Raw genomic sequence first — 24,234 nt, forward strand, 5'->3', positions numbered from 1 at the left:
GAGGTCGGCCAAGCATGCGGGAGAAACCCGTCCTTCGATCGGATGTTTACTGCCAGCCTTTTGCTCGCATACACTGCGCCACCGTGTGTTCACGGCTTTTCTCGTTGACGTCCACCACATGACTTTCCACCTGAGGCACCACAATCCTGATCGGGTCGCCCGGGAAGCATGCCATCATCGCTTCATTACAGAAGCCATACTCCATCGTGTAACCAGAGTAGATCGCCATCTCATTGCGAACGGGAAATTTTTGCTCGGCTTGGGCACTGCAAGCGCCCAGTTCCTGTTGGCGCATCTGCGGCGTTGCACCGGGCCGTGTCCACTGATGCGCACAGCCCGCCATCAGCAGCGCAGCGCTCCCGATCAGCATCCAGCGGCTCACTCCACCTATCATCTGTCCGTCTCCTTCAACGACATGCTCGCGCATGCACGGATAGTCTCTGCTATCAGTATGACGCTTTATCGTAGAAGGAGTGCCGCGAGAACGCGGTCTTTAAGTGGTACACCGCAAAAACAGAACGGCCTTCGGCACCCACACGAGCCACATTCATTCGGTTGCGGACCTACAACCACCCGCGCTCTAACAGGCACACGCGCACGTCTTCTTCACGGTTCTGCGCGTTAACGTCAATCGTACGCACCTCATCCAGAGGTTCCAGCGTATGCAACGGCTGCCCCGGGCGGCAAGGGGTCAGTTGGCTGCAGCGCCCATGGTTCACGCTGTAGTAGCGAGAGTGCTGCCGCACGCCATCAGCGGGAAACCGATCCTCGGCCTGATGCTGACAGAGCACCATATCTTCCTGCCACTGAAGCGGCGTTGCATCAGGGCGAGTCCACTGATGCCCGCACCCCGTCAGCCCCAGTGCCACGCTCCCCATGACGGCATATCCACGCCAGCGTTTCATCACCTGCACGCCTCCTCGACCAGTTCCTTATCAGAGCGGCGTGGCCTTGCATGCTTCAACGCAGGGCGCTGCCGCTGTCCCAACCTTCATAACATTGCTTCATTGAGGTTCGTTTAAGCGCAGTGAAACGTCGAAGGCAGCGTCAGGCGTGAGAGCGGACGGTCTTCTCAGCCTGCGGGGAAGAGGTGAACGCAATCAAAGAGCAGTGCGCAGACGGATGAAGAAGGGATCTAAGAAGACAAGCAGAAGAAGGAAAGATGGAAGGAAGCGAAACAGCCGAGGGTGCGCATTACGATGCCCTCGGCTGCTACTCCTCAGCGATGAAACTGCGGTGACAGTTCGTGAAGCGTGTCGATGAACACGCTGACGTTCTCAGGAGGGGTATGCTGAGAAATGCCGTGGCCGAGGTTAAAGACATGCCCTTGCCCGTGACCAAAGCTTTCCAGTGTGCGCTTCACTTCCGAGCGGATCGCATCGGGCGACCCTAGCAGCACGGTCGGGTCCATATTGCCCTGCAGTGCCACCTGATCGCCCACGCGGGCGCGGGCGCTGCCCAGCTCGGTCGTCCAGTCGAGGCCCACCGCATCGCAGCCACTGGCTGCGATCTGCTCGACCCACTGCCCTCCATTCTTAGTAAACAGGACGATCGGGATATGACGCCCATCGTGCTCACGGATCAGCCCGTTGACGATACGGGTCATGTAGTCGAGCGAGAAGGCCTGATAGGCCGGCGTCGTCAACACACCGCCCCAGGTATCGAAGATCTGGATCGCTTGTGCCCCGCTGCGAATCTGGGCGTTGAGGTAATCGGTCACCGCTTCGGCAAGTTTGCTCAGCAACAGATGCAGCGTGTCTGGCTCGCGGTACAGCATGCCCTTGATGATGCCGAAATCCTTGCTGGGACCGCCTTCGACCATGTAAGTCGCCAGCGTCCACGGGCTGCCGGAGAAGCCAATCAGCGGCACATCACCGTTCAGTGCGCCACGGATCGTGCGCACAGCGTTCATCACGTAATCCAGATCGGTCTCCGCCGTCAGTACAGGCAGCGCCTCGATTGTCGCTCGATCGCGCACGGGATGATGGAAGCGCGGACCTTCCCCTGCCACGAAATGCAGACCCAGTCCCATTGCGTCGGGAATAGTAAGAATGTCGGAGAACAGAATAGCCGCATCCAGCGCGTAGCGGCGCAGCGGCTGCAGGGTGACCTCGCAGGCCAACTCGGCGTTGCGACACAGGCTCATAAAGTCGCGGGCTTCCGCACGAGTCTGCAGGTACTCCGGCAGATAGCGTCCCGCCTGCCGCATCATCCAGACCGGTGTGCGGTCGACTGGCTGACGCGCCAGGGCACGCAGGAAACGGTCATTCTTGAGCGTGGAAGCAGATGAAGTCGGCATGGTTCGCACTATCCTTAATCGAGGTTTCGTCCGTGAAGCAACGTGGTGCCGCACACGCTGCGGATGTGACTACGCTATTGTGCAGGCTGGGGTGTTCATATCGGCATCAATATTTCCAACCAGGCACATTGTCAGCTTCAATTTGCAGCAGCCACCTAATCAAATGGTACACTATTGGTCTTGATTCACGCTTCGTCTTGGCGGAGTATCGGTGAATCCGGCGTTTTCCGATAGCCACATTCGGTACGCCCCGCTTACCGGCCGTCAGGCCTCTTCCACTGTCATGCAGAGGGTTCACCGTGACGCTACGGTTCATCTCCAGCTGTAAGCTACCTACATCGTTTGCCACGTTCACCATGCACGGCTTCGAAGATACCGATACCGGCAAGGAGCATGTAGCGCTGACGCTGGGTCAGGTTGACGATGGTCAGCCGGTACTGGCGCGCGTGCATTCCGAATGCCTGACAGGCGATGCGCTGTTCTCAATGCGCTGCGACTGTGGCTACCAGCTGCAGGAAGCGCTGCGCCGCATTGCTGAAGAAGGCCGCGGTGTACTGCTCTATCTGCGTCAGGAAGGGCGTGGCATCGGGCTGCTCAACAAAATCAAGGCCTATCAGCTTCAGGATAGCGGGCTTGATACGGTCGAAGCCAATCATCAGCTGGGATTCGAGGCCGATCTTCGCCGCTATGACCTGTGCGTGCCCATGTTGAAACACCTCGGCATCTCATCGCTGCGCCTGATGACCAACAACCCCCGCAAAGTCGAATCACTACGACTGGACGGTGTCGAGATCGCCGATCGCGTACCACTGACGACCGGTCTAAACGATTTCAACCGGGGCTATCTGGCGACCAAAGCCGCCAAGCTCGGCCACCGCTTCGACCTGCACGACTTCACGCTGGCGGACAAGGCCAACGCCGACAACGCGCGCCCAGAGCACCCTCAGCTTCCCGAATAACGCTCGCGCAATATCCAGACAGAAGAACGCCCAGTCCGGTCATCCGCACTGGGCGTTGCTGTATAAGGACACGATGTTCCGTCAGCGCTGGGATCGCCCGAGGTACGCCGCGACCTGCTCGGGCACATCGGCGCGCTGAAAATCGGTGGTTGCTCCCTGCCAAGCCACCTGCCCATCCGCAATAAAGACACTGCGAGCACACAGCGGCGCAATCTCGTTGGGCTGGTGACTAACCAGCAGTACGCTAAGCCGATGCTGCTGCGTCAATTCATCTAACAGCGTTAGCATTTCTTGGCGCTGCGCCGGTCCCAGCGCAGCCAGCGGCTCATCCAGCATCAGCACCGGACGCTCACGCAGCAGCGCTCGCGCCAGAGCGACGCGCTGACGCTGACCGCCCGAAAGCTGACCGGGCAAGCGCTGGCCATAAGCGGCCAACCCTACCTTTTCCAGCACCTGCTCCACACGCTGCCGTTCGACACGACGTCGCTTCATACGCGGATCGATGCCCAGCAGTACGTTGTCGGCAACGCTCATGTGCGGAAACAGGTTGTGCGACTGGAACATCAGCGTAACGGGACGCACTTCAACGCTCTGCCGACTGATGTCCTCACCGTTCACGCAGACACTGCCCGCCGCCAGCGGTGCAAAACCCGCGATGATATCGAGCAACGTGCTCTTGCCACCCCCGCTGGGGCCTACCACGCCGAGACATTCCCCCGGCCTGACGGCCAGCGAGTACCGGAACGGCTGCCCTTCGTAATAGGTAGTCGCCTCTTTGAGCACTAATCCTAGCGCAGCATCATTCATCGTCGCGGTCCTTGTGAGCCGTCTTTGTGGACAAACGGTCTTTATGAACGTCTTTGTGAACATCGATATGGCGTCCACCGATCAAACGATCCACCAGCGCAAACAGCCCGCCGATCGTCAGCATCAGTGCCGCAGAGGTGACTGCCGCTTCACCGTACTGATAATCGGACATCTGGTTCTGCAGCAGCAATGGCAGCGTCACGACACTGGACTGATCGCCAAAGATAGCCACGATACCCAGATCACCGAGACTCATACAGAGGCTGACTGCCAGTGCTGTACCCAACGCCGTGCGTGACAGCGGCCACAGCACTCGGCACCACCACAGCCGCTCGGACAACCCTAGCTGAGCACGCAACGGCCCATACTGTGCGGTCAGTACCGACCACGCAGGCACCATCATCTTCAGCACGTAAGGCACGCACATCACGCCATTCGACACCATGATGAGCACACTGCCCCACGGCCCGATATTGCCCCGCAGCAGGATGAACCAACCCGCCCCCAGTACGACCGTCGGCACAGCCAGCCCAAACAGACCACCGATCTGCAACCATTGGCGCAAACGCGCCTGATGTTGGGCCATGCCCGCGCTTAACGGCAGACCCACCAGCAGTGCCAACGCGCCGCTTCCCAGAGCGATCCACAGCGAACTCCACCACACCTGCCAGAACGCACTCTGCGCCAATACCTCAAACCAAGGGCCACGAAGGCCTGCAAACAGTGCGGCCAGTACGGGCAACCCCACAAACAGCGTGACACCCATCAACGCGGCACCATCGCTCACACGCGCCCATACCGAGTGGCGGTCGTGACGATCGACCCGCTGCAAACGCTCGGGTTCGTCGGTGGCCTGCGACGCGCGCCACGGCAGAATCACCAGCACGATCACGCACAGCACCATCTGCAACAAGGCCAACTGTGCCGTCAGAGGAAAATCGCTTTCCATGCGCAAGCTCTGGTACAGCGCAACCGGCAGTGTGGTGGCGGCTGGGCCACCACCCAAGGTCAGCACGACGGCAAAGCTGGTCAGGCATAACAGGAAAATGAGCGCCGCCAGACCCGGCAGCGCCCCACGGATGGCCGGCCACTCGATCACACTAAAGCAGGTGCGGCTGGGCATATCCAACTGCGCCGCCAAGCGCCAGTGTTCAACCGGAATCCGCTCCCACAGCGGCAACAGCCAGCGCACCGCGAGCGGCAGATTGAAGAAGACATGGCCGAGCAGGATACCGATCAATCCATAGACCGACCCCAACCGCGGCAGCCCAAGTGCCAGCAGCACATGGTTGGCGACACCGTTGTAGCCGTACACCGCCGTGATGGCGAATACCGCCACGATCGGCGGCAGCACAATCGGTAACCCCAGCAGCGATAGCAGCCATGATCGTCCAAAGAAAGCTGAGCGCCGCGCCAAAGCCCGTGCGATCCATATGGCAGGCATAATCGATAGCACCATCGACAGCAACGCCTGCAGCACGGTGAAACGTACCACGCCCAGCAGGTACTCATCCCCGACGACTGCCTCCAACGGCCAAGGGGGATAGCGCACCAGCAGTGCGCCCAAGGGGCCAATCAACGATGCCAACAGCACCACAAGCGCCACTAGGGTGGCAATGGGCTGCCAACGCCAGCCTTGTCTCATCATCATTGCGCTTTATCCATCAGCGCCGAGCGCCGCTCATGGCCGACTGCCACTCACGTACCCACGCCTTGCGATGCGCATCCAGCGTGGCGTCATCCATCATGAACGTGCGTGATGGCGTGAAGGTATCCTGATAGTAGCCCGCCGGACGCTTGATCTCGCTGTCATGCCATGCGGGATACATCCAGTTGGTCACTAACATACGCTGCTGAAACTCGGGCCGTGTAATGAAGGCCAGAAACTGATCCGCTTCGCGAGGATGGGCCGACGACGCCAGTTTGCCCGCCAGTTCGATCTGCATGTACAGCCCTTCCGACAGGTTCATCGCTTTGTAGCGATGCTCGCCTTCTTTTTCGATGTGATACGCAGGAGAGGTTGAATAGGACAGCACCGCATCGGCTTCACCATGCAGGAACAGCCCATAGGCTTCGCTCCAGTTGCGCGATACAGTCACGGTATGACGCGCCAGCTGCTGCCAGCGTTCGGCGGCCTTATCACCATAGACAGACTTCATCCATAGCAGCATGCCAAGCCCCGGCGTGCTGGTACGCGGATCTTCCAGCACCACACGCAGATCACTGTTGATCAGTTCATCAAGACTGGCGGGCGGAGTAGGCACTTTCTGGCTGTCATAAACGAAGGTGAACCAGCCCCAGTCCACGGGCATAAAGGTCGCATCCTGCCAGTCGATCGGCAGCGTCGGGGTACCAAGATGGGTTGGTAGCGGTGCAAACAGCCCACTGCGACGCGCTTCGGCTCGCTGGTTGTTGTCGATTCCCAGCACCACATCGGCCTGAGTCTTGGTCCCTTCCAACTGCAGACGCGACATGATGTTGCCCGCATCACCCAATCCGACCATGTTGAGCTGGCACTGGCACTGCGCCTCGAACTGCTGACGCAGCTCCGGCGTGATCACCTTGCGCGCAAATATATCGTAGGTATAGACGGTAAGCGTCGGACGCTCATCGGCATAGGCCGATGCTGCAAACAGGACGCATAGAGACGAGACCAAAGTGGTCAGAAAACGATGGCGCATCGCAGACCTCCGCAAGGCAGTAGGGAAAAGGGTCGCGTGCGGAAGTGATAGGCAGTGCCCAGAAACGGGCATAGAGATGCTCAATCCCTCCGCCGGCATGATCCGGATCAGGTACGACGGGTTAAGGCGTTACCTCTCTCAGCGACCAAGGCCGCACCCCGTTGAGTAGGGCAAACTTTATGGGGAAAGCAAGTGAACTGCAAGGAATAAGGCCGAACTGAAGGTGTCCCGCCTCCAGCTCGGCAGCACAGAGGCCCTGCGACGACCGCCGCTCACGGCGGCCATCAGAAAGGGTATGTCGTGCCAGAGGGGCTGACTGCACCCCGTGTGCCTGTTGTTATCGGCCCAAGAACATTGCGTTGCAAAGGCCGTTCCGATTAGTCCTGCGAGCGAGCCAGTGCCGTCAGTGCGGCCTCAATGATGGCCAGTCCTTCTTCAGCCTCCTCGACGGTGACAACGCACGGCGGTACTACGTGAATACGGTTTTCAGCGATAAAGCTCAGCATGCCCCGCGCCAGCAGGTCCGCCTTGAGGACCGCCATCTGTGCTGCTGGAAGCGGTGCGCGTGTCTCACGATCGCTGACCAGTTCAATGGCATGGAAGACCCCCTTGCCGCGTACATCGCCCACGATCGGGCACCGTTCAGCGAGCCGACGAAGCGCTGGCGCAATGATGTCATCACCGATACGAGCGGCATGTTCAACAATGCCTTCATCTTCCATCGCTGTAATAGTCGCTACGATAGCCGCCATCGCCAACGGATGCCCTGAATAGGTCAGGCCGCCTGGAAACATCCGATTATCGAAGAAGTGGCTGATCTCGTTCGAAAGGATGACCCCACCAGCGGGCACATAGCCCGAGTTGACCCCTTTCGCAAAGGTGATCAGATCGGGTTCGATACCGTAGTGCTGGAAGGTGAACCAGCGGCCGGTGCGCCCGAACCCCGCCATAACCTCATCCATGATCAGTACGATACCGAACTCGCGCGCCAGTGCTTCCACCCCTTTCAGATACCCCTCAGGCGGCATCAGGATGCCCGCCGTGCCCGGAATCGTTTCCAGCAGGATCGCCGCGATGGTGGAAGGCCCTTCGCACTCGATAATGCGGCGAAGATGGCGTAGTGCGGCGGCACACTCTTCTTCTTCAGTCGCTGCGTTGAATTCACTGCGATACAGATAGGGCGTGAAGAAGTGCACATGGCCGCGCGCATAATCGTTGGGCAGGCGACGCCAGTCCCCTGTCGCACAGATCGCACTGCCGGTATTGCCGTGATAGGAGCGATAGCTCGACAGCACCTTGTCACGGCCAGTGTAAAGACGTGCCATGCGAATAGCATTTTCGTTGGCGTCGGCTCCCGCATTAGTGAAAAACACTTTGCTGAAGCGATCCGATACGTGCGACAAGATGAGTCTAGCGGCTTCACCACGCGCCAGATTGGCAGTAGCAGGGGCAATCGTCGTCAGCTGCTCGGCCTGTGCCTTGATAGCCTCAATCACCTTGGGATGTTGGGCACCGATATTGGTGTTGACCAGCTGACTACTGAAGTCGAGATAGCGATGGCCCTCGTAGTCCCACAGGCGACAGCCCTTCCCGCCCGCAATAACGAGCGGGTGGCGCCCCTCCTGAGCCGACCAAGAATGAAAAACGTACTGCTGATCCAGCTGCCGCACACTATCGTTGGTAGGTGTAGTCATCGCCAAACGCCTTTTAAAACAGGGGCAGAGGCATCTGTCCCTTGCACATGGGAAGGTGTCACAGTTCTTGCAAGCTAAGCGCAATGCCATTGCAAGTGATAGTGCCAGTTGGATGCAGTTTATGGGCCAGAACTGTCCTATTGATTTACACAAACTGGCGCTATAAGGTCAGAAGACATGCTTAGTAGATTAGTGGAGCGTTGATTACACCCCGTGCCCGCAGCGGCCTATCACCTTACTTCATCGGGCGACCTGCCAGCTGGCAGTCACTCCTTAACTCAAGGAAGCACACCATGCAGAACACCCCCATTGCGTTCATCACCGGTGCCACCTCTGGTTTTGGTCAGGCAGCTGCACGCTATTTCGCCGATAAGGGTTGGGCCTTGGTACTGTCTGGCCGCCGCGAGGATCGCCTGAAGGCACTATCAGACGAACTGTCAGCGCGTGTGCCCGTACACACCGCCACACTGGATGTACGCGATGCCGATGCCGTCATCGACATGGTCAGTAACCTTCCCGAGGGGTTCAAAGCCATCAAGGCGCTGGTGAATAACGCCGGGCTGGCACTGGCTCCGCAGCCTTCGCAGGACGTCGATCTCACCGACTGGCATACGATGATCGACACCAACATCAAAGGGCTGGTCAACGTCACGCATGCTCTACTTCCTACACTGATCGCAACCGGCCAGGGCGCCAGTATCATCAACATCGGCTCGATCGCAGGACAGTGGCCCTACCGCGGCAGCCATGTTTACGGGGCCTCCAAGGCATTCGTCAAACAGTTCAGCTACAACCTGCGCTGTGACCTGCAAGGCACGGGCGTACGCGTTACCGATCTGGCCCCCGGTATTGCCGAAACCGAATTCACCCTAGTGCGCACCAAAGGCGACCAAGCCGCCTCCGACGCTCTCTACGAAGGTACGATTCCGCTCAGCGCTGACGATATCGCCGAACAGATCTACTACATCGCGACGCTGCCGGATCATATGAACATCAACCGTCTGGAAGTGATGCCCGTACGTCAGTCGTGGAACGGCTTCCACATTGATCGCGATCAGGCCTGACCGCGTATCGAATACGGCGGCCCACCATCCGCAACGACAGAGCACCCTTCGGGGTGTTCTGTTCGTTCTAGCCAATGCAACGCATCGACCTGACAGAGCAAGGGTCGCCGCGCTTGAGGAGGAACACACCACACAGGCCAGAGGAAGTGCACATGATGGATCACTATTTGAATATCGACTTTACCCCGCAGCGCGGACTGCAAGAGCAGCTTCGCGAAAGACTGATTGATGCCATCTTCAGCGGTGTATTTCCCGCCAGCGAACGCCTGCCCTCCTGCCGTCAGATGGCTAGCCAACTGTCCATTTCACGCAATACCGTATCGCTCGTCTATGAAGGGCTGCTTCGTGACGGTTATCTGGTCAGCCGCCCACGCAGCGGCTATTACCTTCACCCCGACTATCACAGCGTCGATGGCATAGCAGACCTTCCCCTGCACCAAACACCGACCACGGCCCCCGACTGGGGAGCACGGGTACGACGTCCACCCAGCAGCCTAAGAATGGTGACCAAACCGGCTCGCTGGATGGACTACCCCTACCCCTTTGTATACGGCCAGCCGAACACACAGCTCTTTCCCATCACGCAGTGGCGCCATATTGCCCGCTGCCTTACCGAGGCCCAGCGGGTCGACGACTGGCTCTACGATGACATCGACCGCGACGTACCGCTGCTGGTACAGCAGATCATCCAGCGAGTGCTGCCCAAACGCGGCATCGTGGCCCATCCGGATGAGATACTGGTTACGTTGGGCACCCAAAACGCCCTGTCGCTGATCGCCCAGCTGCTGTTCAATGCGGATACGCACATCGGTGTAGAGAACCCCGTTTTTCGCGAAGCCGCCAATGTCTTCGCCCTTCAAGGCAGCACGATCACCACTCACCTAGTCGATGAAGAAGGTATCCAGCTCGACGCCCGTATGGCCTCATGCGACTACCTCTACGTCACCCCAGGCCACCAATCACCCACCGGTATTCGCATGAGTGGCGCACGGCGTGACGAGCTGCTGGCACATGCCCGCCAGCACGACCAAATCATCATTGAAGACGATTACGACTCGGACATTCACTTTGACCCTCACCCTCATGCTGCTCTCAAGGCACGTGACCGCGACCAGCGTGTCATCTATGTCAGCAGCCTCTCTAAGGCACTGACACCGGGCATGCGACTGGGCTATCTGGTCGCCCCTGCCGAACTGGTGGAAGAGCTACGCGCCCTGCGCCGTCTGTCCTACCGCCACCCTCCGACCCCGATCCAGCACCAGATGGCCCATTTTCTAGCGCAGGGCTATTACGACCGCTACCTGCATACTTACCGCCAAGACTCCATGCACCGCTGGCAACGCATGAACGATGCCCTCAACCGTTGGCTCCCCGAGTGCCGACGCGCAGCAGGTAGCGAACACGCCAATGCCTTCTGGCTTGAACTGCCCTCCAGCGTCGACATCAACCAGCTCGCGTGGCGCGCCGCCCAGATGGGCGTACTCATCGAACCCGGACAGGCCCACTTCTGGGGAACCCCCGCCCCAGACAACTTCCTGCGATTGGGATTTCATTCAATCGAAAAAGAGCGGATAGAAGAAGGCATTCAGAGGCTAGCGATGGCATTTCATCTGTGAAGCGAGCAGGCAAATGCTAGCGACAGCACTAAGAGACGGCTTCATAACCCGAGCGGCTACTTTCGCCCGCTCTAGAACAGACAGTTGTTACCGCACTTCTGTGACTTGGAGCGTCATTAATGACATGGGCACGGCGGTTATAAAACGCGCGTTAAGCACAACATCACGTGGCTGTGGCTGTGGCTGTGGCTGTGGCTGTGGCTGTGGCTGTGGCTGTGGCTGTGGCTGTGGCTGTGGCTGTGGCTGTGGCTGTGGCTGTGGCTGTGGCTGTGGCTGTGGCTGTGGCTGTGGCTGTGGCTGTGGCTGTGGCTGTGGCTGTGGCTGTGGCTGTGGCTGTGGCTGTGGCTGTGGCTGTGGCTGTGGCTGTGGCTGTGGCTGTGGCTGTGGCTGTGGCTGTGGCTGTGGCTGTGGCTGTGGCTGTGGCTGTGGCTGTGGCTGTGGCTGTGGCTGTGGCTGTGGCTGTGGCTGTGGCTGTGGCTGGCAGGAGGGTAAAGCGGCCGCTCTGAAAAACAATAAATAAATCGGACGCCTTATGCTTTTTACTAAGGCGCCCGATCATTATGCCTGTTTAAGGCAAGGGATACTGAATGAAGAGAACAACGAACGACAGGATAATGGACGCGATATACGCTGCGAATATTGCCCAAGCCAAGGCATCGTTGAGCTTGATCGCCCGCACCAGCACATAGACAGGACTAATCAGTCCCAACGCGGCATGCGGTGCTTTGTATCCCTGCGATGTCAGCGTACGGCTATCCCCTATACACAGCCCCAACCCCACCATGCCCACAACCATGTTCAAGGCATCAGGCAATAGCATTGAGACCAGCGGCAGGGCCACCAGCAGCCACATGAGGATATCCGGTCGGCTTCCACTCGACACTAGTCGTTCATCATCATATTCGTACATGATAATCCCCCAAAAATGCGTCATTACAATGTGAATGAGCGGGAGGTTTTTGCGTCCCGTCTCGGTAGCAACGCAATCGCTCTAACGAAAGGTTGCCTTAATCATTCTACAAGCCAGACGATAACAAGGGCAGTAGACATAGTGAAGCAGAAGCCTCGACCGCCTAGAGCTATCGTGTGTATCCAGCACTGGCCGTCAAGAACGGCTCAACAATATGCACGCCCTGCGTAAGTCCCACCGCCGCCTTTGTAGTTCTATCCGCAAAATGGCAGGATTTACACAACACTACCGACATTCTGCAGGCATATGACCCCCTTACCTCATACGAGCACAGCACGCTACCTGCTGCTCAACCCGCGCTTCGACGACCCCATGGCCCTGTCGGGGCCAGAGCACGTCGATGCCGCTCATGGACTGTATGTCATCAGACAGCCTCACGTTCAGTTGCCCGCCCACTGGGCACTACGCTTGATCGACCTGCAACAGCGGCCCGACATCGCTGCACAAGCTGAGCAATGGCTGGCAGACGCCGATACGATCGACCGCGAGCTGCTCGGTGGCTGGCTGACGACCGACGCATCGCCGTCAGCGCTCATAACCCATATCGAACGCCAGATGGTGCAGCCAACACCAGACGGCCGCCGCATGCTGCTGCGCTTCTTCGATCCTCGGGTCATGGATCAGCTCGTCTGTCTGCTGGACGACGCCCAGCAACAGGTACTGATGGGGCCAATCACGCATTGGACCCTACCCGATGCCGACCGACGACCGCTGACAATTGAGTGCCCAGCAGTACCGCGAAGCCAGACATCACCCGAAGCGACCATTATTCGTACCGAGCAGTGGGAGGCCATTAGTCTGACGGAGACCGTCGAACGCATCCGACGCTGCTGGCAAAAGGTCAGACAGGGCAACCCCTTACCCACCGACCACTACCGCCGCATCCGCACGTGGATGAGCATTGCCGACGAACATGAACTGACCGACGCGACCGATGTCACGACATTCGTACTATTAGGCATCGAAGAAAACTGGCGCTACGATAGAACGCCTGACTTTCAGCGGTTATTGCGTCAACACCGCGCCACTGATACGCCGCTGACCACATTGATCTCGCAGATGACCACAGAAGAATGGTCACGCCTTGAACAAACGCATGACAGGGACCCCGTTTCATATGAACCCTCATACGCTCATCTGCCGTAGCGCCCAAGACGGCACACCCGCCAACAAACAGGGCCACGGCTGTGACTTTTGCAGCAGCAAAGGTATGGCGATCCTACCCGTTCGCTATGCCCCCATTTCCAAGCTGACCGGCACCGATACCGGAGTCCCTTCGATCCCGGCACCACCCGGACATGCCTGGCTGAAAAGCCACGACTACACACTGCGCCTGCTGCGCAGCGGCTATCTGTATCTTTTCGACGAAGCGACCCAGCGAATCGGAGCGTGGCAAATCACCCCAGATGCTAAGTTCCGCCTCTTCGCGATCGACGAGACGGACAGCAGTGGTGTGCCAGACATCAAGCGCAAATGTGGGCGTTCGGAAGAGTCGAACGAGCCGTTCAAGTGCAAAGACGCCTCTCACCATGTGATTGCGTCGATGATCCACTGGCCAGCAAAGCAGGGAACCACACTCTGGCTGCACTACAGCGAACTGCCGATGCCCGCCACAGCGCTGCGCAAACAGCTGACGAAAGCGCCATGGCGCACTCTGCATATGCAGTCACTGACCGTGGGAGCAAACAGCGATCACGCCTATCCGGCTGCCCGTATCCCCGCCCTGTTGGCCGAACACAACTGCCCACATCAGGCGCTGTTTGATCCGCACCCGTATCAACGAGATGCAGCGCTGGGGGGTGACATCGGCAAAGCATTCATCACGCATATGGAAAAGGTGCAGCATCGCACTGGCACCTCAGGCGTGATGCTGGCGCTGAACGATGATATTGGGTTCATGGAAGCACTCAATTACGACCGCCAACAGCCAGAGAAAGTATTCGGCAAAACGGTCGGGCATGCGCCAGAGAAGAAGGACGAAGCAGAATGCACGGCATCCGAACTGGAAACGCGTCGCAAGCTGGCTTGCTACAGCATGTTCAATATGCTGCTGGATCAGAAAACAGCTGAAATCAAGGCGAAGGCCCAGTCGAATGATGAGACCTACAAAACCATCGCAGAGTCGACAAAATCCCCGTACGCCAGCGGTTATGAAAGCATGGGACTGCTATGGCTAGACACTCCGGAACAGAGCCGTGCAAAGGAAGCGAAGCGCATCAGTGATGCCCATGCGGATATCATCGATAATTTTGCACAGTACGTCGACAGCGATGCCTTCTTCGCCTTCAAGCGTGATTACGAAAATGCCGTGCAAGTGCGTGACACACAGCTCATGCAGATGGACAGAGACTATGCCACCTATGTAGTGCATCGCTCCCCTTTGGTGGTAGAGGCCTACGCGTGGATGCAGCATCACGTGGAACTGGCCGCCGCGTTTATGGAGATCACCTTTCGCTGCCTAGTCGGCAATGTCATGACCGAGCACAGCGAATCGCTGTGGTACGAGCACTTGCTCAAGGTTGATTCGAAGAACCTGCTGACGGCCAGCCTCGGCCTTCATAACCCACAGCTGATCAGTCTGCTGACAGACAAACTGAAAACCGATGACGCCAGTTTCGCAAGTGAGCTGCTAAAGATTTCCAACGTCAACAAGTTTGCCAAAGCCCTAAACACGTTGATTGCCAAGAACTGCAAATCATTGACGGACGAGACCATTTTCGCCCTGCTTGGTAAGGGTATTGAGAAAGCCGCGTCGATGGGGGCGACCGACGTTTTCAAAGCCATCAACCAATCCGTATCGGCAGCGTCACTGGAATTAGTAAAGGCTGCACAGAACATACGCTCAGCGTGGGTCCATATACTGGCACGCATTGAAAACATGCGCCTTAGAATAGCAGGACAGACTTTTAGGCGCATTGCAGAACTATCGTTGTCCGCTAGCCAGTACAGCGCTTTCATGCGCGAGCTGCCTCAGCATTTCAAAGCGCATTATGAACGCAATGAAATGCATACGGTTGCCGACGTACAGGATAAGCACGGCAACACAAGCACCGTTCGTCACCAACCCGTGACAGAGATATCGCCCGGTAAAAACGAAGCCACCGTCAAGGTGTATCTCTTGGTGGAAGACAGTAATATCAAGTCGCTCAAAACGTTCGAACACAGCGCTAGCGGTGATTCAGTCAAAGTGCGTTTCATTGATACCAACGAGCAGTTCAGCATCAAGAGCAAAGCGCCCTCTGAGCCGGTGGTTCACAGCCTCAGCAACATCAACAAACAGGACATCCAGCAGGGCTTCCATAGTTCTATTTCACTCTTCTTTGCAGGCTATTCGCTGTACACCGCTATTCTCAAAGATAACAACAACCTGGCCGACATCAACTCGCTGATCAGCAGCTTTTTAGGTGCCGCCAGCGCTACGGCAGCATTTATAGACACCGGCCGCGCAGCCATGGTCAGCACCGAAGAGGTAGGGAAGCTTCGCCTACTCTCCGCCACCCCACTGCTCCAAAAAGTGAGCATGGCCAGTAACATTCTGGGTATTGTCAGCGCCGTACTGGACGTCCTCAAAGCCGTCGAGGCTTACCTCAACGGCGAACCGGGCATGGTCGTAGTCTGGATGGGGGCAAGTGCGACCATCTCAGCCATCTCGGGTATATTGGCCTTCTATGCGCTCAATGCATGGTGGTCCTTTGGCATCACCCTCGTGCTGGCCGTGATTACCATTGCCTTGGCCATACTTACCATGCAAGAGCTGACCCTGCCCCAACGTCTCTGGGTTCACCGCAGCGTCTTCGGTCGACCCAACCACAACTACTACAACAGCATACCCTTCGGGGGCGATAAACCACGTAGCCTACCCAACGATCCAGCCGCTGCAGACGAATGGAAGGATTATCAGCGCCGCGCACTTAACGAAGAGGCACAGGCATTGGGGATGCTAGTGACCGGGATTACTTTGGAAGTAAGTACGAAAATTATCATTGATGGCGCCACCGCCGTTATTCCCAAATTTTATGGTACTGGCAAAAACATTGATTTAGAAGTAAAGCTCTCTATCCCAGAGAATCTTAACGGAAATATATCATTAAACATTATGGGACAAGGCAACAATAATCCAGACTTAATAGAACCCAACCATATTACACTTAATTACAGGAAAGACAAAAATAAAATAAAAATAATCAACCAAAATGAATACACAAATGAAGAAGATATGATTTTAGAAAATGGTAGCTTTATAAAAAAATTAAGACATGAAATACCACCACTAAAAAACATAGAAATAGAATTTAAATTCTATGAAGAATCTAATATTTATATCCCAATGGCCGGCGACAAATTTAAAATACGAGGGTAAGACATGTCTATTGTAACCATAACCATCAATATGATTTTCGTTGTGATTTTAGCAATGCCATCTATATCCACTGCAGAAGTATTTTATCCCGAGCCAGATAAAGACAATATGCACTTTATTAACGATTTGTTTGATATAAAATGTCCCGCAACAGAAAACAAAAGAAGCGTTTATTTATGTGCACTAACAATGCTAAGAAAAAGCCCAGAAGATAGTCTTAAGTCAAAAGAATCTTTGTTATGGTTATCTTCGGAAAATATAGTTGATGCAAAATACAGCCTTTTTATTTCAAGAAAATCTCTAAAAATAAGTGATCAAGAAGCCGTCAAATATTTAATGGAAGCGGCAAAAGAAGGGCTTCCTAAAGCACAGCTTGAACTTAGTAAGCTATACTTACACGGGGAAATTCTACAACAAAACAATGAGGAATCTTATAAATGGATAAAAAATTCTGCCGAAGGTAAAAACTATGAAGGAATGAGATATTTATCGAAATATTATTTTTCGGGGACAGGCGTTAAAAAAAATGACTCTTTGGGTTTCTTTTGGTTACACAAATTATACGAAGATTACGGCCCATTATTTGACGACTGGGGTTTACTAGGTAGGGTGTATGAAACAGGTCGTGGCACCCCTGTAGACTTAGTCAAAGCCTACATGTGCTATGACCTTGAAGGCACCGCAGGCATCGAAGAAAAAGCACGCATTGCCCCAAAAATGACTGCGGAGCAACGTGTCGAGGGACTTCGTCTCTCACACGAGTGGCAAGAGAAGAATCACGTCTATACCATGCAATCGCTTGGATTATCACGCCAAAAAGATGGCAGTTACCGATAATACGATACGTCATTCTCGAAAAACTGCAGGTCAATCAAGACCCCATGGCCTGCAGCTTTCTGGACATTGTCAAAGCCGTCGAGGCTTACCTCAACGGCGAACCGGGCATGGTCGTAGTCTGGATGGGGGCAAGTGCGACCATCTCAGCCATCTCGGGTATATTGGCCTTCTATGCGCTCAATGCATGGTGGTCCTTTGGCATCACCCTCGTGCTGGCCGTGATTACCATTGCCTTGGCCATACTTACCATGCAAGAGCTGACCCTGCCCCAACGTCTCTGGGTTCACCGCAGCGTCTTCGGTCGACCCAACCACAACTACTACAACAGCATACCCTTCGGGGGCGATAAACCACGTAGCCTACCCAACGATCCAGCCGCTGCAGATGAATGGAAGGATTATCAGCGCCGCGCACTTAATGAAGAGGCACAGGCATTGGGGATGCTAGTGACCGGGATTACTTTAGAAGTTAACGTGTATAAAGCTAATCCAGTTGGAAAAGCGGGAGAGGCATATGATTGTATGCAGAGAATGAATGGGGTTCCTATATCTATTAACATTTCCATCCCCCAAAATATTGATGGAGTGCTACAGCTAGAAATTATAGAAAAAGATTATCACGAGGAATTAGTAAACGATACTGAACATCAAAAAACAAACGAAAAATGGCGATATATAAAACAAGGAGAATAAATAGAGAGCTTAGTCGTAGATAGCTCAGGAGAAATAGAGAAAAATCGGTCAAATGGTTTTTTTACCATAACCCTAAGGAAACTTCTTAAATATAACGAAGGATTTATGACCGCTTTTTCTTTTTATGAAGAAAAAGAAAGTTATATCCCCACAGCAAAAGATATAGTCAATTTTAGGACATGATAATGAAGAAATTAATTATTTTTTTTATAATAGCCTTAATTTGGCCAGCATACGCCGCTTCATCTGAAATTAAAAATCAAATCCTTTACGATAACAGAGAAAAAGCAGCCGATGATTATGTTATGCGTTACAAGAAAAATCCTGAAAATTTGCCAGAACTAAACAGAAACTATTTTAAATACATCCAATTAGCAAATTCAAGCGAAGCCGAAAAAGGAATAAAAGGTCTTACTGAAATGGCATCTGAAGGAATTTTGGATGCACAATTTTCTCTATACAAAATAATGAGTAAAGAAAATTCAAGCAAAAGTACAAAAGAAAAATCAATAGAATATCTATTATCTTCAGCTAAATCTGGTTACCCACCATCCCAGTTAGAATTATCGCTACTTTATGCTCGCGGAGAGTTTTTTGAAAAAAATCTATTTGAATATCACAAATGGACCGAAAAAGCAGCGCTAAATGGTAGCGCAGATGCAATGCTAAATATTTCTGGGGATTTTTATGCTGGTAGAGGAATAGATAAAGATGATGACAAAGGTTTTTTTTGGCTAACAAGATATTTTGCAGCAAAGGGAAGAGATTTTAGTCGGTGGGATTTGTTAGGGAGAGCTTATGAAACGGGCCGTGGCACCCCTGTAGACTTAGTCAAAGCCTACATGTGCTATGACCTAGAAGGCACTGCAGGCATTGAGGAAAAGGCCCGCATTGCTCCCAAGATGACCGCTGAACAACGTGCCGAAGGGCTTCGTCTTTCACGCGAGTGGCAGGAAAAAAACCACGTCTACACCATGCAATCGCTCGGATTATCGCGCCAAAAAGACGGCAGTTACCGATAATATGATACGTCATTCTCGAAAAGCTGCAGGTCAATCGAGACCCCATGGCCTGCAGCTTTCTGGACATTGTCAGCGCCGTACTGGATGTTCTCAAAGCCGTCGACGCCTACCGCAGCGGCGAACCGGGCATGATCGTAGTCTGGATGGGGGCAAGTGCGACCATCTCAGCCATCTCGGGTATATTGGCCTTCTATGCACTCAATGCGTGGTGGTCCTTCGGCATCACCCTCGTGCTGGCCGTGATTACCATTGCCTTGGCCATACTTACCATGCAAGAGCTGACCCTGCCCCAACGTCTCTGGGTTCACCGCAGCGTCTTCGGTCAACCCAACCACAACTACTACAACAGCGAACCTTTTGGTGGCGATAAACCACGTAGCCTACCCAACGATTCAGCCGCTGCAGACGAATGGAAGGATTATCAGCGCCGCGCACTTAACGAAGAGGCACAAGCATTGGGGATGTTGTTGTCCGGAATCACGTTAGAAGTAAATGGTATTGTTCCAGCTATTAAAAATGTTGATCCGTTATTTCCCGAATGGAAAGGGGCTCAAAATAAGGATGCTCCCGAGTATAGCAAGCCGGAACTAATGTTAAATTTATTTATTCCTCTAACGCTAGATGGAACAATAAAAATAACTGCCATAAGAAAAAAAGAGCAAATTTCCACAAAAAAGGATGATGAAATTATAATATTTAATAAAAAGGGAGAAGATATAATTTATATCGACAATCTTAATAAAGCTCGCAAGGATGAAAAATTCACAAAATACCCTCTTGGTTACAAGAGGTCAATTGTATTTGAAGATGAAAAATATAAAATATCAACTGTAGTTTTTGAGGTATATAGCCTATCGGATATTTACATTCCTATAGCAAAAGATATTATCAAATTAGAGAGTAAATAATGAAATATTTTAAATTCATATTGTTTTTTATTGCGATAATATGTTCGCTTCCAGCTTTTTCCAGAACAATATATTATAATAATGAAGATTTAATGAATGATCAGCTGAAAAATTTCGAATCAGAAGTACAACCTAATACGGAACCGGATGAAAAACATTTATATTTATTAGCATTGAGATATGCATCAAAAAATGAAGAGTATAAAAATAAATCTCGAATTATACTTGAGAAACTTTCTAAAAGTGGACTTTCAGATGCCAAAAGAAGTCTTTACATTTTTAGAAAAGAATTAAAAATCGTCGATGAAAAAGCAGAAGAATATTTGTTAGAGTCCGCGCAAGATGGAAATGCCATCGCTCAGAAAGAAATAGCATATCTTTATTCGAACAAAAAAGATTCTCTCGACAACAAAACCAAATATAACTTTTGGATGGAAAAAGCAGCTAATTCTGGGAATACCGACGCAATGCGAGAGATGGCTGTGAATTACTTTACAGGGGATGGGGTCAAAAGAGATGATTCTATGGGAGTTCTCTGGTTAAAGCGCCTTTATGATAAAGCGGGGAGACATTTTGATGACTGGGATTTGCTTGGAGCAGTCTACGAAACAGGCCGTGGCACACCTATCGATTTAGTCAAAGCCTATATGTGCTATGACCTAGAAGGCACTGCAGGCATTGAGGAAAAGGCCCGCATTGCTCCCAAGATGACCGCTGAACAACGTGCCGAGGGACTTCGTCTCTCACACGAGTGGCAGGAAAAAAACCACGTCTACACCATGCAATCGCTTGGATTATCACGCCAAAAAGATGGCAGTTACCGATAATACGATGCGTCATTCTCGAAAAGCTGCAGGTCAATCAAGACCCCATGGCCTGCAGCTTTCTGGACATTGTCAAAGCCGTCGAGGCTTACCGCAACGGCGAACCGGGCATGATCGTAGCCTGGATGGGGGCAAGTGCGACTATCTCAGCCATCTCCGGTGTATTGGCCTTCTATGCACTCAATGCGTGGTGGTCCTTCGGCATCACCCTCGTGCTGGCCGTGATTACCATTGCCTTGGCCATACTTACCATGCAAGAGCTGACCCTGCCCCAACGTCTCTGGGTTCACCGCAGCGTCTTCGGTCGACCCAACCACAACTACTACAACAGCATACCCTTCGGGGGCGATAAACCACGTAGCCTACCCAACGATCCAGCCGCTGCAGATGAATGGAAGGATTATCAGCGCCGCGCACTTAATGAAGAGGCACAGGCATTGGGGATGCTAGTGACCGGGATTACTTTAGAAGTTAACGTGTATAAAGCTAATCCAGTTGGAAAAGCGGGAGAGGCATATGATTGTATGCAGAGAATGAATGGGGTTCCTATATCTATTAACATTTCCATCCCCCAAAATATTGATGGTTTAATTCAGTTAGAAATTATAAATAAAAATCATAGCAAGGAATTATCAAATAATACTGAACATCAAGAAGAAAGTAAAAAATGGCAATATATAAAAGAAGAAACAGAAATAATAAATTTAGACCCAGATAATTTGGAAAAAATAGAAAAGGCTCAATCAGATTCTTTTGTAACTATAACCATAAAACAATCTCTTCAACATAATAAATAATTTACAGCTATATTTTCTTTTTATGAAGGAAAAGAAATGTATATTCCCATAGCAAAAGACATGACAAACGTTAGGACGTGACAATGAGAAAATTAGCGCTTATATTAATATTAACATTTATTTGGCCAGCATGCGTAATTTCATCCGAAATTGGAGGCAAAACACTCTATACTGACAGGGAAGACCTAAGCATTGATTACAGAATAACTTATAGCAAAAACCCAGAAAAACTACCGGAATTGAATAAAAGATATTTTAAATATATTGAACTAACAAATTCCGGAGAAACTGAAAAAGGGATAAAAGGTCTTACCGAAATGGCATCTGAAGGAATTTTAGATGCACAATTTTCTCTATATAAAATAATGACTAGAAAAGATTCAAGTAAAAGCATGAAAGAAAAAGCCATGGAATATTTATTTTCTTCAGCAAAATCTGGCTATCCCCCATCCCAGCTAGAATTATCGCTACTTTATGCTCGCGGAGAGTTTGTTGAAAAAAACCTCTTTGAATACCATAAATGGACCGAGAAAGCAGCTTTAAATGGTAACGCAGATGCGATGCTTAATGTTTCTGGGGATTTTTATACTGGAAGAGGAACAGATAAAGACGATGACCAAGGTTTTCTTTGGCTAACAAAACATATGGTGACAAAAGGAAGATATTTTAGTCGGTGGGATTTGTTAGGGAGAGCCTATGAAACAGGCCGTGGCACACCTATCGATTTAGTCAAAGCCTACATGTGCTATGACCTCGAAGGCACTGCAGGCATTGAGGAAAAGGCCCGTATTGCCCCAAAAATGACCACTGAACAACGTGCCGAAGGGCTTCGTCTTTCACGCGAGTGGCAGGAGCAAAACCACGCTTACACCATGCAATCGCTCGGATTATCGCGCCAAAAAGACGGCAGTTACCGATAATATGATACGTCATTCTCGAAAAGCTGCAGGTCAATCAAGGCCCCATGGCCTGCAGCTTTCTGGACATTGTCAGCGCCGTACTGGATGTTCTCAAAGCCGTCGAAGCTTACCGCAACGGCGAACCGGGCATGATCGTAGCCTGGATGGGGGCAAGTGCGACTATCTCAGCCATCTCCGGTGTATTGGCCTTCTATGCACTCAATGCGTGGTGGTCCTTCGGCATCACCCTCGTGCTGGCCGTGATTACCATTGCCTTGGCCATACTTACCATGCAAGAGCTGACCCTGCCCCAACGTCTCTGGGTTCACCGCAGCGTCTTCGGTCGACCCAACCACAACTACTACAACAGCATACCCTTCGGGGGCGATAAACCACGTAGCCTACCCAACGATCCAGCCGCTGCAGATGAATGGAAGGATTATCAGCGCCGTGCACTTAACGAAGAGGCACAGGCATTGGGGATGCTAGTGACCGGGATTACTTTGGAAGTTTATATTACTAGACCTGCCGATACTAATCATATTGGTATGGCACCTAATTTACACCCCAAAATTATCCCTTCAACAGCATATATAACATTTTCTTTACCAGAAAAAATTGTCGGAGATATTTTATTAAGTATCACAAATAACAATTCAAAAAATATATTTTCTTCGAACACAAAAGATTTAGAATTAAAATATCGTAAAAACGAAAATGAAATAGGAGAGATCACCGGCAATGTCTATGTGTGCGATCCAAGTATAAATGCTGATAATGGCATTTTTAAAAAAACCATTGAATACCAAATAATGCTTTTAGAACAAGCAACGGTAAGGTTTGGATTTTTCGAGATTGGCGAACCTTATAAACCAATTGCAAGCGATTCAGTAAAAATACGAGGATAAGAAATGAGATACCAAAAGCATACATATATATTAGCCTTATTAAGCTTATTTGTTTATAATATCTCTAACGCAAGAATACTTTACGCAGAACCGGATAAAAGTAGATTACAATTTTCCTCAGAACTTTTCAGCATAAAATGCCCCACATCAAACACTGAAAAAGAAATATATTTATGTGCTTTAAAAACCATGACTAGCTCCCCAGAAGCAAAAGAGCATGCTAAAGACAGTCTTATTTATTTGGCTAAAAACAACATCGATGATGCGAAATATAGTTTATTTATAACCAGAGAAATAACAAAAATTCCAAACAAAGAAGCTGTAAGATACTTATTAGAGTCTGCTCAAGATGGGCTTGCAGTATCCCAACTCAAGCTTGGTGAATTATTTCTAGATGGAGAACTACTAGAGAAAGATGAAAAAAAATCCTTCTTATGGATTAAGAATGCCGCAGAAAATAAAAACTATAAAGCAATGAAATATTTGTCAAAATATTACTTCTCTGGAACGGGCATTGAACGTAATGATTCATTGGGATTCCATTGGTTGTCAAAATTGTATGGTGATTACGGGCCACTGTTTGATGACTGGGATTTGCTTGGAGCAGTCTATGAAACAGGCCGTGGCACCCCTGTAGACTTAATCAAAGCCTACATGTGCTATGACCTAGAAGGCACTGCGGGCATTGAGGAAAAGGCCCGCATTGCCCCCAAAATGACCGCTGAACAACGCGCGGAGGGACTTCGTCTCTCACACGAGTGGCAAGAGAAGAATCACGTCTACACCATGCAATCGCTTGGATTATCACGCCAGAAAGATGGGAGTTACCGCTAAGCCAAGCAGATACCTGAATAGGGCGGAATGCTTGATCACTAGGGCACCCAAAAAACAGGCCAA

23 protein-coding genes and 1 riboswitch are annotated in these 24,234 nt (G+C 52.1%); of the genes, 15 read left to right on the forward strand and 8 right to left on the reverse strand.

Annotated elements, in window-relative coordinates; genetic code table 11:
• Window positions 1–46: 46 nt before the first annotated feature.
• From ZBT109_RS12350 to hemE, 3 genes are all read right to left on the reverse strand, one after another.
• A complete protein-coding gene (locus ZBT109_RS12350; protein ID WP_027705606.1) occupies window positions 47–394 on the reverse strand; it encodes a hypothetical protein in 348 nt (115 codons plus the stop codon).
• A 169-nt stretch (window positions 395–563) separates the two neighbouring features.
• Window positions 564–905 (reverse strand): hypothetical protein, encoded by a 342-nt coding sequence (locus tag ZBT109_RS12355; RefSeq protein WP_027705607.1) that lies wholly within the window; start codon window positions 903–905, stop codon window positions 564–566.
• A 314-nt stretch (window positions 906–1,219) separates the two neighbouring features.
• Complete coding sequence (gene hemE, locus ZBT109_RS12360) at window positions 1,220–2,299, reverse strand: uroporphyrinogen decarboxylase (protein ID WP_038278773.1); 1,080 nt, start codon at window positions 2,297–2,299, stop codon at window positions 1,220–1,222.
• 299 nt (window positions 2,300–2,598) lie between these two features.
• Between hemE and ribA the strand changes: the two genes are divergently transcribed.
• The gene (gene ribA, locus ZBT109_RS12365; RefSeq protein WP_027705609.1) at window positions 2,599–3,258 is read left to right on the forward strand and encodes a GTP cyclohydrolase II; all 660 of its coding nucleotides are present in this window, start codon (window positions 2,599–2,601) and stop codon (window positions 3,256–3,258) included.
• A gap of 81 nt (window positions 3,259–3,339) precedes the next feature.
• Here ribA and ZBT109_RS12370 read toward each other — a convergent pair whose 3' ends face one another.
• The 4 genes from ZBT109_RS12370 to ZBT109_RS12385 all read right to left on the reverse strand — a co-directional run bounded on the left by ZBT109_RS12370 (window position 3,340) and on the right by ZBT109_RS12385 (window position 8,440).
• The gene (locus tag ZBT109_RS12370; protein WP_051523976.1) at window positions 3,340–4,065 is read right to left on the reverse strand and encodes a thiamine ABC transporter ATP-binding protein; all 726 of its coding nucleotides are present in this window, start codon (window positions 4,063–4,065) and stop codon (window positions 3,340–3,342) included.
• A complete protein-coding gene (locus tag ZBT109_RS12375) occupies window positions 4,058–5,716 on the reverse strand; it encodes a thiamine/thiamine pyrophosphate ABC transporter permease ThiP (RefSeq protein ID WP_051523978.1) in 1,659 nt (552 codons plus the stop codon). The genes ZBT109_RS12370 and ZBT109_RS12375 overlap by 8 nt, the downstream gene beginning before the upstream one ends.
• 13 nt (window positions 5,717–5,729) lie before the next feature.
• Window positions 5,730–6,746, reverse strand: a complete 1,017-nt coding sequence (gene thiB, locus ZBT109_RS12380; protein ID WP_038278776.1) for a thiamine ABC transporter substrate binding subunit — start codon at window positions 6,744–6,746, stop codon at window positions 5,730–5,732.
• A 67-nt stretch (window positions 6,747–6,813) separates the two neighbouring features.
• Window positions 6,814–6,917, reverse strand: a riboswitch (TPP riboswitch).
• 206 nt (window positions 6,918–7,123) lie between these two features.
• Window positions 7,124–8,440, reverse strand: coding sequence for an aspartate aminotransferase family protein (locus ZBT109_RS12385; protein WP_027705611.1), 1,317 nt, complete (start codon window positions 8,438–8,440; stop codon window positions 7,124–7,126).
• Window positions 8,441–8,733: 293 nt separating this feature from the next.
• Here ZBT109_RS12385 and ZBT109_RS12390 point away from each other — a divergent pair, with 293 nt between their 5' ends.
• The 3 genes from ZBT109_RS12390 to ZBT109_RS12400 all read left to right on the forward strand — a co-directional run bounded on the left by ZBT109_RS12390 (window position 8,734) and on the right by ZBT109_RS12400 (window position 11,626).
• Window positions 8,734–9,504, forward strand: a complete 771-nt coding sequence (locus ZBT109_RS12390; protein WP_027705612.1) for an SDR family NAD(P)-dependent oxidoreductase — start codon at window positions 8,734–8,736, stop codon at window positions 9,502–9,504.
• Between the two features lie 152 nt (window positions 9,505–9,656).
• A complete protein-coding gene (pdxR, locus tag ZBT109_RS12395; protein ID WP_027705613.1) occupies window positions 9,657–11,120 on the forward strand; it encodes a MocR-like pyridoxine biosynthesis transcription factor PdxR in 1,464 nt (487 codons plus the stop codon).
• A 167-nt stretch (window positions 11,121–11,287) separates the two neighbouring features.
• Window positions 11,288–11,626: a hypothetical protein gene (locus tag ZBT109_RS12400; RefSeq protein ID WP_179949537.1), complete on the forward strand. Its 339-nt coding sequence runs from the start codon at window positions 11,288–11,290 to the stop codon at window positions 11,624–11,626.
• A 62-nt stretch (window positions 11,627–11,688) separates the two neighbouring features.
• Here the strand turns inward: ZBT109_RS12400 and ZBT109_RS12405 are convergent, their stop codons facing one another.
• Window positions 11,689–12,030 carry a hypothetical protein gene (locus tag ZBT109_RS12405; protein ID WP_145984531.1) on the reverse strand — a complete coding sequence of 114 codons (342 nt, stop codon included), beginning with the start codon at window positions 12,028–12,030 and terminating at the stop codon, window positions 11,689–11,691.
• 306 nt (window positions 12,031–12,336) lie between these two features.
• On the opposite strand from ZBT109_RS12405, the gene ZBT109_RS12410 reads away from it, so the two are divergent.
• The 11 genes from ZBT109_RS12410 to ZBT109_RS12460 all read left to right on the forward strand — a co-directional run bounded on the left by ZBT109_RS12410 (window position 12,337) and on the right by ZBT109_RS12460 (window position 24,171).
• Window positions 12,337–13,236, forward strand: coding sequence for a DUF4123 domain-containing protein (locus ZBT109_RS12410; protein WP_027705639.1), 900 nt, complete (start codon window positions 12,337–12,339; stop codon window positions 13,234–13,236).
• The gene (locus ZBT109_RS12415) at window positions 13,208–16,450 is read left to right on the forward strand and encodes a T6SS effector BTH_I2691 family protein (RefSeq protein WP_120185380.1); all 3,243 of its coding nucleotides are present in this window, start codon (window positions 13,208–13,210) and stop codon (window positions 16,448–16,450) included. The genes ZBT109_RS12410 and ZBT109_RS12415 overlap by 29 nt, the downstream gene beginning before the upstream one ends.
• Before the next feature lie 3 nt (window positions 16,451–16,453).
• On the forward strand, window positions 16,454–17,287 hold the full coding sequence (locus ZBT109_RS12420) for a tetratricopeptide repeat protein (protein ID WP_051523987.1): 834 nt from the start codon (window positions 16,454–16,456) through the stop codon (window positions 17,285–17,287).
• Between the two features lie 44 nt (window positions 17,288–17,331).
• The gene (locus ZBT109_RS12425) at window positions 17,332–17,979 is read left to right on the forward strand and encodes a hypothetical protein (protein WP_120185381.1); all 648 of its coding nucleotides are present in this window, start codon (window positions 17,332–17,334) and stop codon (window positions 17,977–17,979) included.
• A 185-nt stretch (window positions 17,980–18,164) separates the two neighbouring features.
• Window positions 18,165–19,001, forward strand: coding sequence for a tetratricopeptide repeat protein (locus ZBT109_RS12430; RefSeq protein WP_027705645.1), 837 nt, complete (start codon window positions 18,165–18,167; stop codon window positions 18,999–19,001).
• A gap of 44 nt (window positions 19,002–19,045) precedes the next feature.
• A complete protein-coding gene (locus ZBT109_RS12435; RefSeq protein WP_120185383.1) occupies window positions 19,046–19,909 on the forward strand; it encodes a hypothetical protein in 864 nt (287 codons plus the stop codon).
• Window positions 19,909–20,736: a tetratricopeptide repeat protein gene (locus ZBT109_RS12440; protein ID WP_051523985.1), complete on the forward strand. Its 828-nt coding sequence runs from the start codon at window positions 19,909–19,911 to the stop codon at window positions 20,734–20,736. Before ZBT109_RS12435 ends, ZBT109_RS12440 begins: the two co-directional genes overlap by 1 nt.
• Window positions 20,737–20,780: 44 nt before the next feature.
• Window positions 20,781–21,530 carry a hypothetical protein gene (locus ZBT109_RS12445; protein ID WP_120185384.1) on the forward strand — a complete coding sequence of 250 codons (750 nt, stop codon included), beginning with the start codon at window positions 20,781–20,783 and terminating at the stop codon, window positions 21,528–21,530.
• Window positions 21,531–21,613: 83 nt separating this feature from the next.
• Window positions 21,614–22,450 carry a tetratricopeptide repeat protein gene (locus ZBT109_RS12450; RefSeq protein ID WP_027705646.1) on the forward strand — a complete coding sequence of 279 codons (837 nt, stop codon included), beginning with the start codon at window positions 21,614–21,616 and terminating at the stop codon, window positions 22,448–22,450.
• Window positions 22,451–22,494: 44 nt separating this feature from the next.
• Window positions 22,495–23,337, forward strand: coding sequence for a hypothetical protein (locus ZBT109_RS12455; RefSeq protein WP_120185385.1), 843 nt, complete (start codon window positions 22,495–22,497; stop codon window positions 23,335–23,337).
• Between the two features lie 3 nt (window positions 23,338–23,340).
• Entirely contained in the window at window positions 23,341–24,171 is an 831-nt protein-coding gene (locus ZBT109_RS12460) for a tetratricopeptide repeat protein (RefSeq protein WP_120185386.1), read from the forward strand.
• Window positions 24,172–24,234: the final 63 nt, after the last annotated feature.

It is taken from the genome of Zymobacter palmae (assembly GCF_003610015.1).
GTDB classification, from domain to species: Bacteria; Pseudomonadota; Gammaproteobacteria; order Pseudomonadales; family Halomonadaceae; genus Zymobacter; species Zymobacter palmae.

What these genes read in the sequence shown, in the direction of transcription:
- ZBT109_RS12350 (WP_027705606.1), bottom strand. Translation starts at nt 394, where the DNA reads ATGATAGGTGGAGTGAGCCGCTGGATGCTGATCGGGAGCGCTGCGCTG.
- ZBT109_RS12355 (WP_027705607.1), bottom strand. Translation starts at nt 905, where the DNA reads ATGAAACGCTGGCGTGGATATGCCGTCATGGGGAGCGTGGCACTGGGG.
- hemE (WP_038278773.1), bottom strand. Translation starts at nt 2,299, where the DNA reads ATGCCGACTTCATCTGCTTCCACGCTCAAGAATGACCGTTTCCTGCGT.
- ZBT109_RS12370 (WP_051523976.1), bottom strand. Translation starts at nt 4,065, where the DNA reads ATGAATGATGCTGCGCTAGGATTAGTGCTCAAAGAGGCGACTACCTAT.
- ZBT109_RS12375 (WP_051523978.1), bottom strand. Translation starts at nt 5,716, where the DNA reads ATGATGATGAGACAAGGCTGGCGTTGGCAGCCCATTGCCACCCTAGTG.
- thiB (WP_038278776.1), bottom strand. Translation starts at nt 6,746, where the DNA reads ATGCGCCATCGTTTTCTGACCACTTTGGTCTCGTCTCTATGCGTCCTG.
- ZBT109_RS12385 (WP_027705611.1), bottom strand. Translation starts at nt 8,440, where the DNA reads ATGACTACACCTACCAACGATAGTGTGCGGCAGCTGGATCAGCAGTAC.
- ZBT109_RS12390 (WP_027705612.1), top strand. Translation starts at nt 8,734, where the DNA reads ATGCAGAACACCCCCATTGCGTTCATCACCGGTGCCACCTCTGGTTTT.
- pdxR (WP_027705613.1), top strand. Translation starts at nt 9,657, where the DNA reads ATGATGGATCACTATTTGAATATCGACTTTACCCCGCAGCGCGGACTG.
- ZBT109_RS12405 (WP_145984531.1), bottom strand. Translation starts at nt 12,030, where the DNA reads ATGTACGAATATGATGATGAACGACTAGTGTCGAGTGGAAGCCGACCG.
- ZBT109_RS12410 (WP_027705639.1), top strand. Translation starts at nt 12,337, where the DNA reads ATGACCCCCTTACCTCATACGAGCACAGCACGCTACCTGCTGCTCAAC.
- ZBT109_RS12415 (WP_120185380.1), top strand. Translation starts at nt 13,208, where the DNA reads ATGAACCCTCATACGCTCATCTGCCGTAGCGCCCAAGACGGCACACCC.
- ZBT109_RS12420 (WP_051523987.1), top strand. Translation starts at nt 16,454, where the DNA reads ATGTCTATTGTAACCATAACCATCAATATGATTTTCGTTGTGATTTTA.
- ZBT109_RS12425 (WP_120185381.1), top strand. Translation starts at nt 17,332, where the DNA reads ATGGCCTGCAGCTTTCTGGACATTGTCAAAGCCGTCGAGGCTTACCTC.
- ZBT109_RS12430 (WP_027705645.1), top strand. Translation starts at nt 18,165, where the DNA reads ATGAAGAAATTAATTATTTTTTTTATAATAGCCTTAATTTGGCCAGCA.
- ZBT109_RS12435 (WP_120185383.1), top strand. Translation starts at nt 19,046, where the DNA reads ATGGCCTGCAGCTTTCTGGACATTGTCAGCGCCGTACTGGATGTTCTC.
- ZBT109_RS12440 (WP_051523985.1), top strand. Translation starts at nt 19,909, where the DNA reads ATGAAATATTTTAAATTCATATTGTTTTTTATTGCGATAATATGTTCG.
- ZBT109_RS12445 (WP_120185384.1), top strand. Translation starts at nt 20,781, where the DNA reads ATGGCCTGCAGCTTTCTGGACATTGTCAAAGCCGTCGAGGCTTACCGC.
- ZBT109_RS12450 (WP_027705646.1), top strand. Translation starts at nt 21,614, where the DNA reads ATGAGAAAATTAGCGCTTATATTAATATTAACATTTATTTGGCCAGCA.
- ZBT109_RS12455 (WP_120185385.1), top strand. Translation starts at nt 22,495, where the DNA reads ATGGCCTGCAGCTTTCTGGACATTGTCAGCGCCGTACTGGATGTTCTC.
- ZBT109_RS12460 (WP_120185386.1), top strand. Translation starts at nt 23,341, where the DNA reads ATGAGATACCAAAAGCATACATATATATTAGCCTTATTAAGCTTATTT.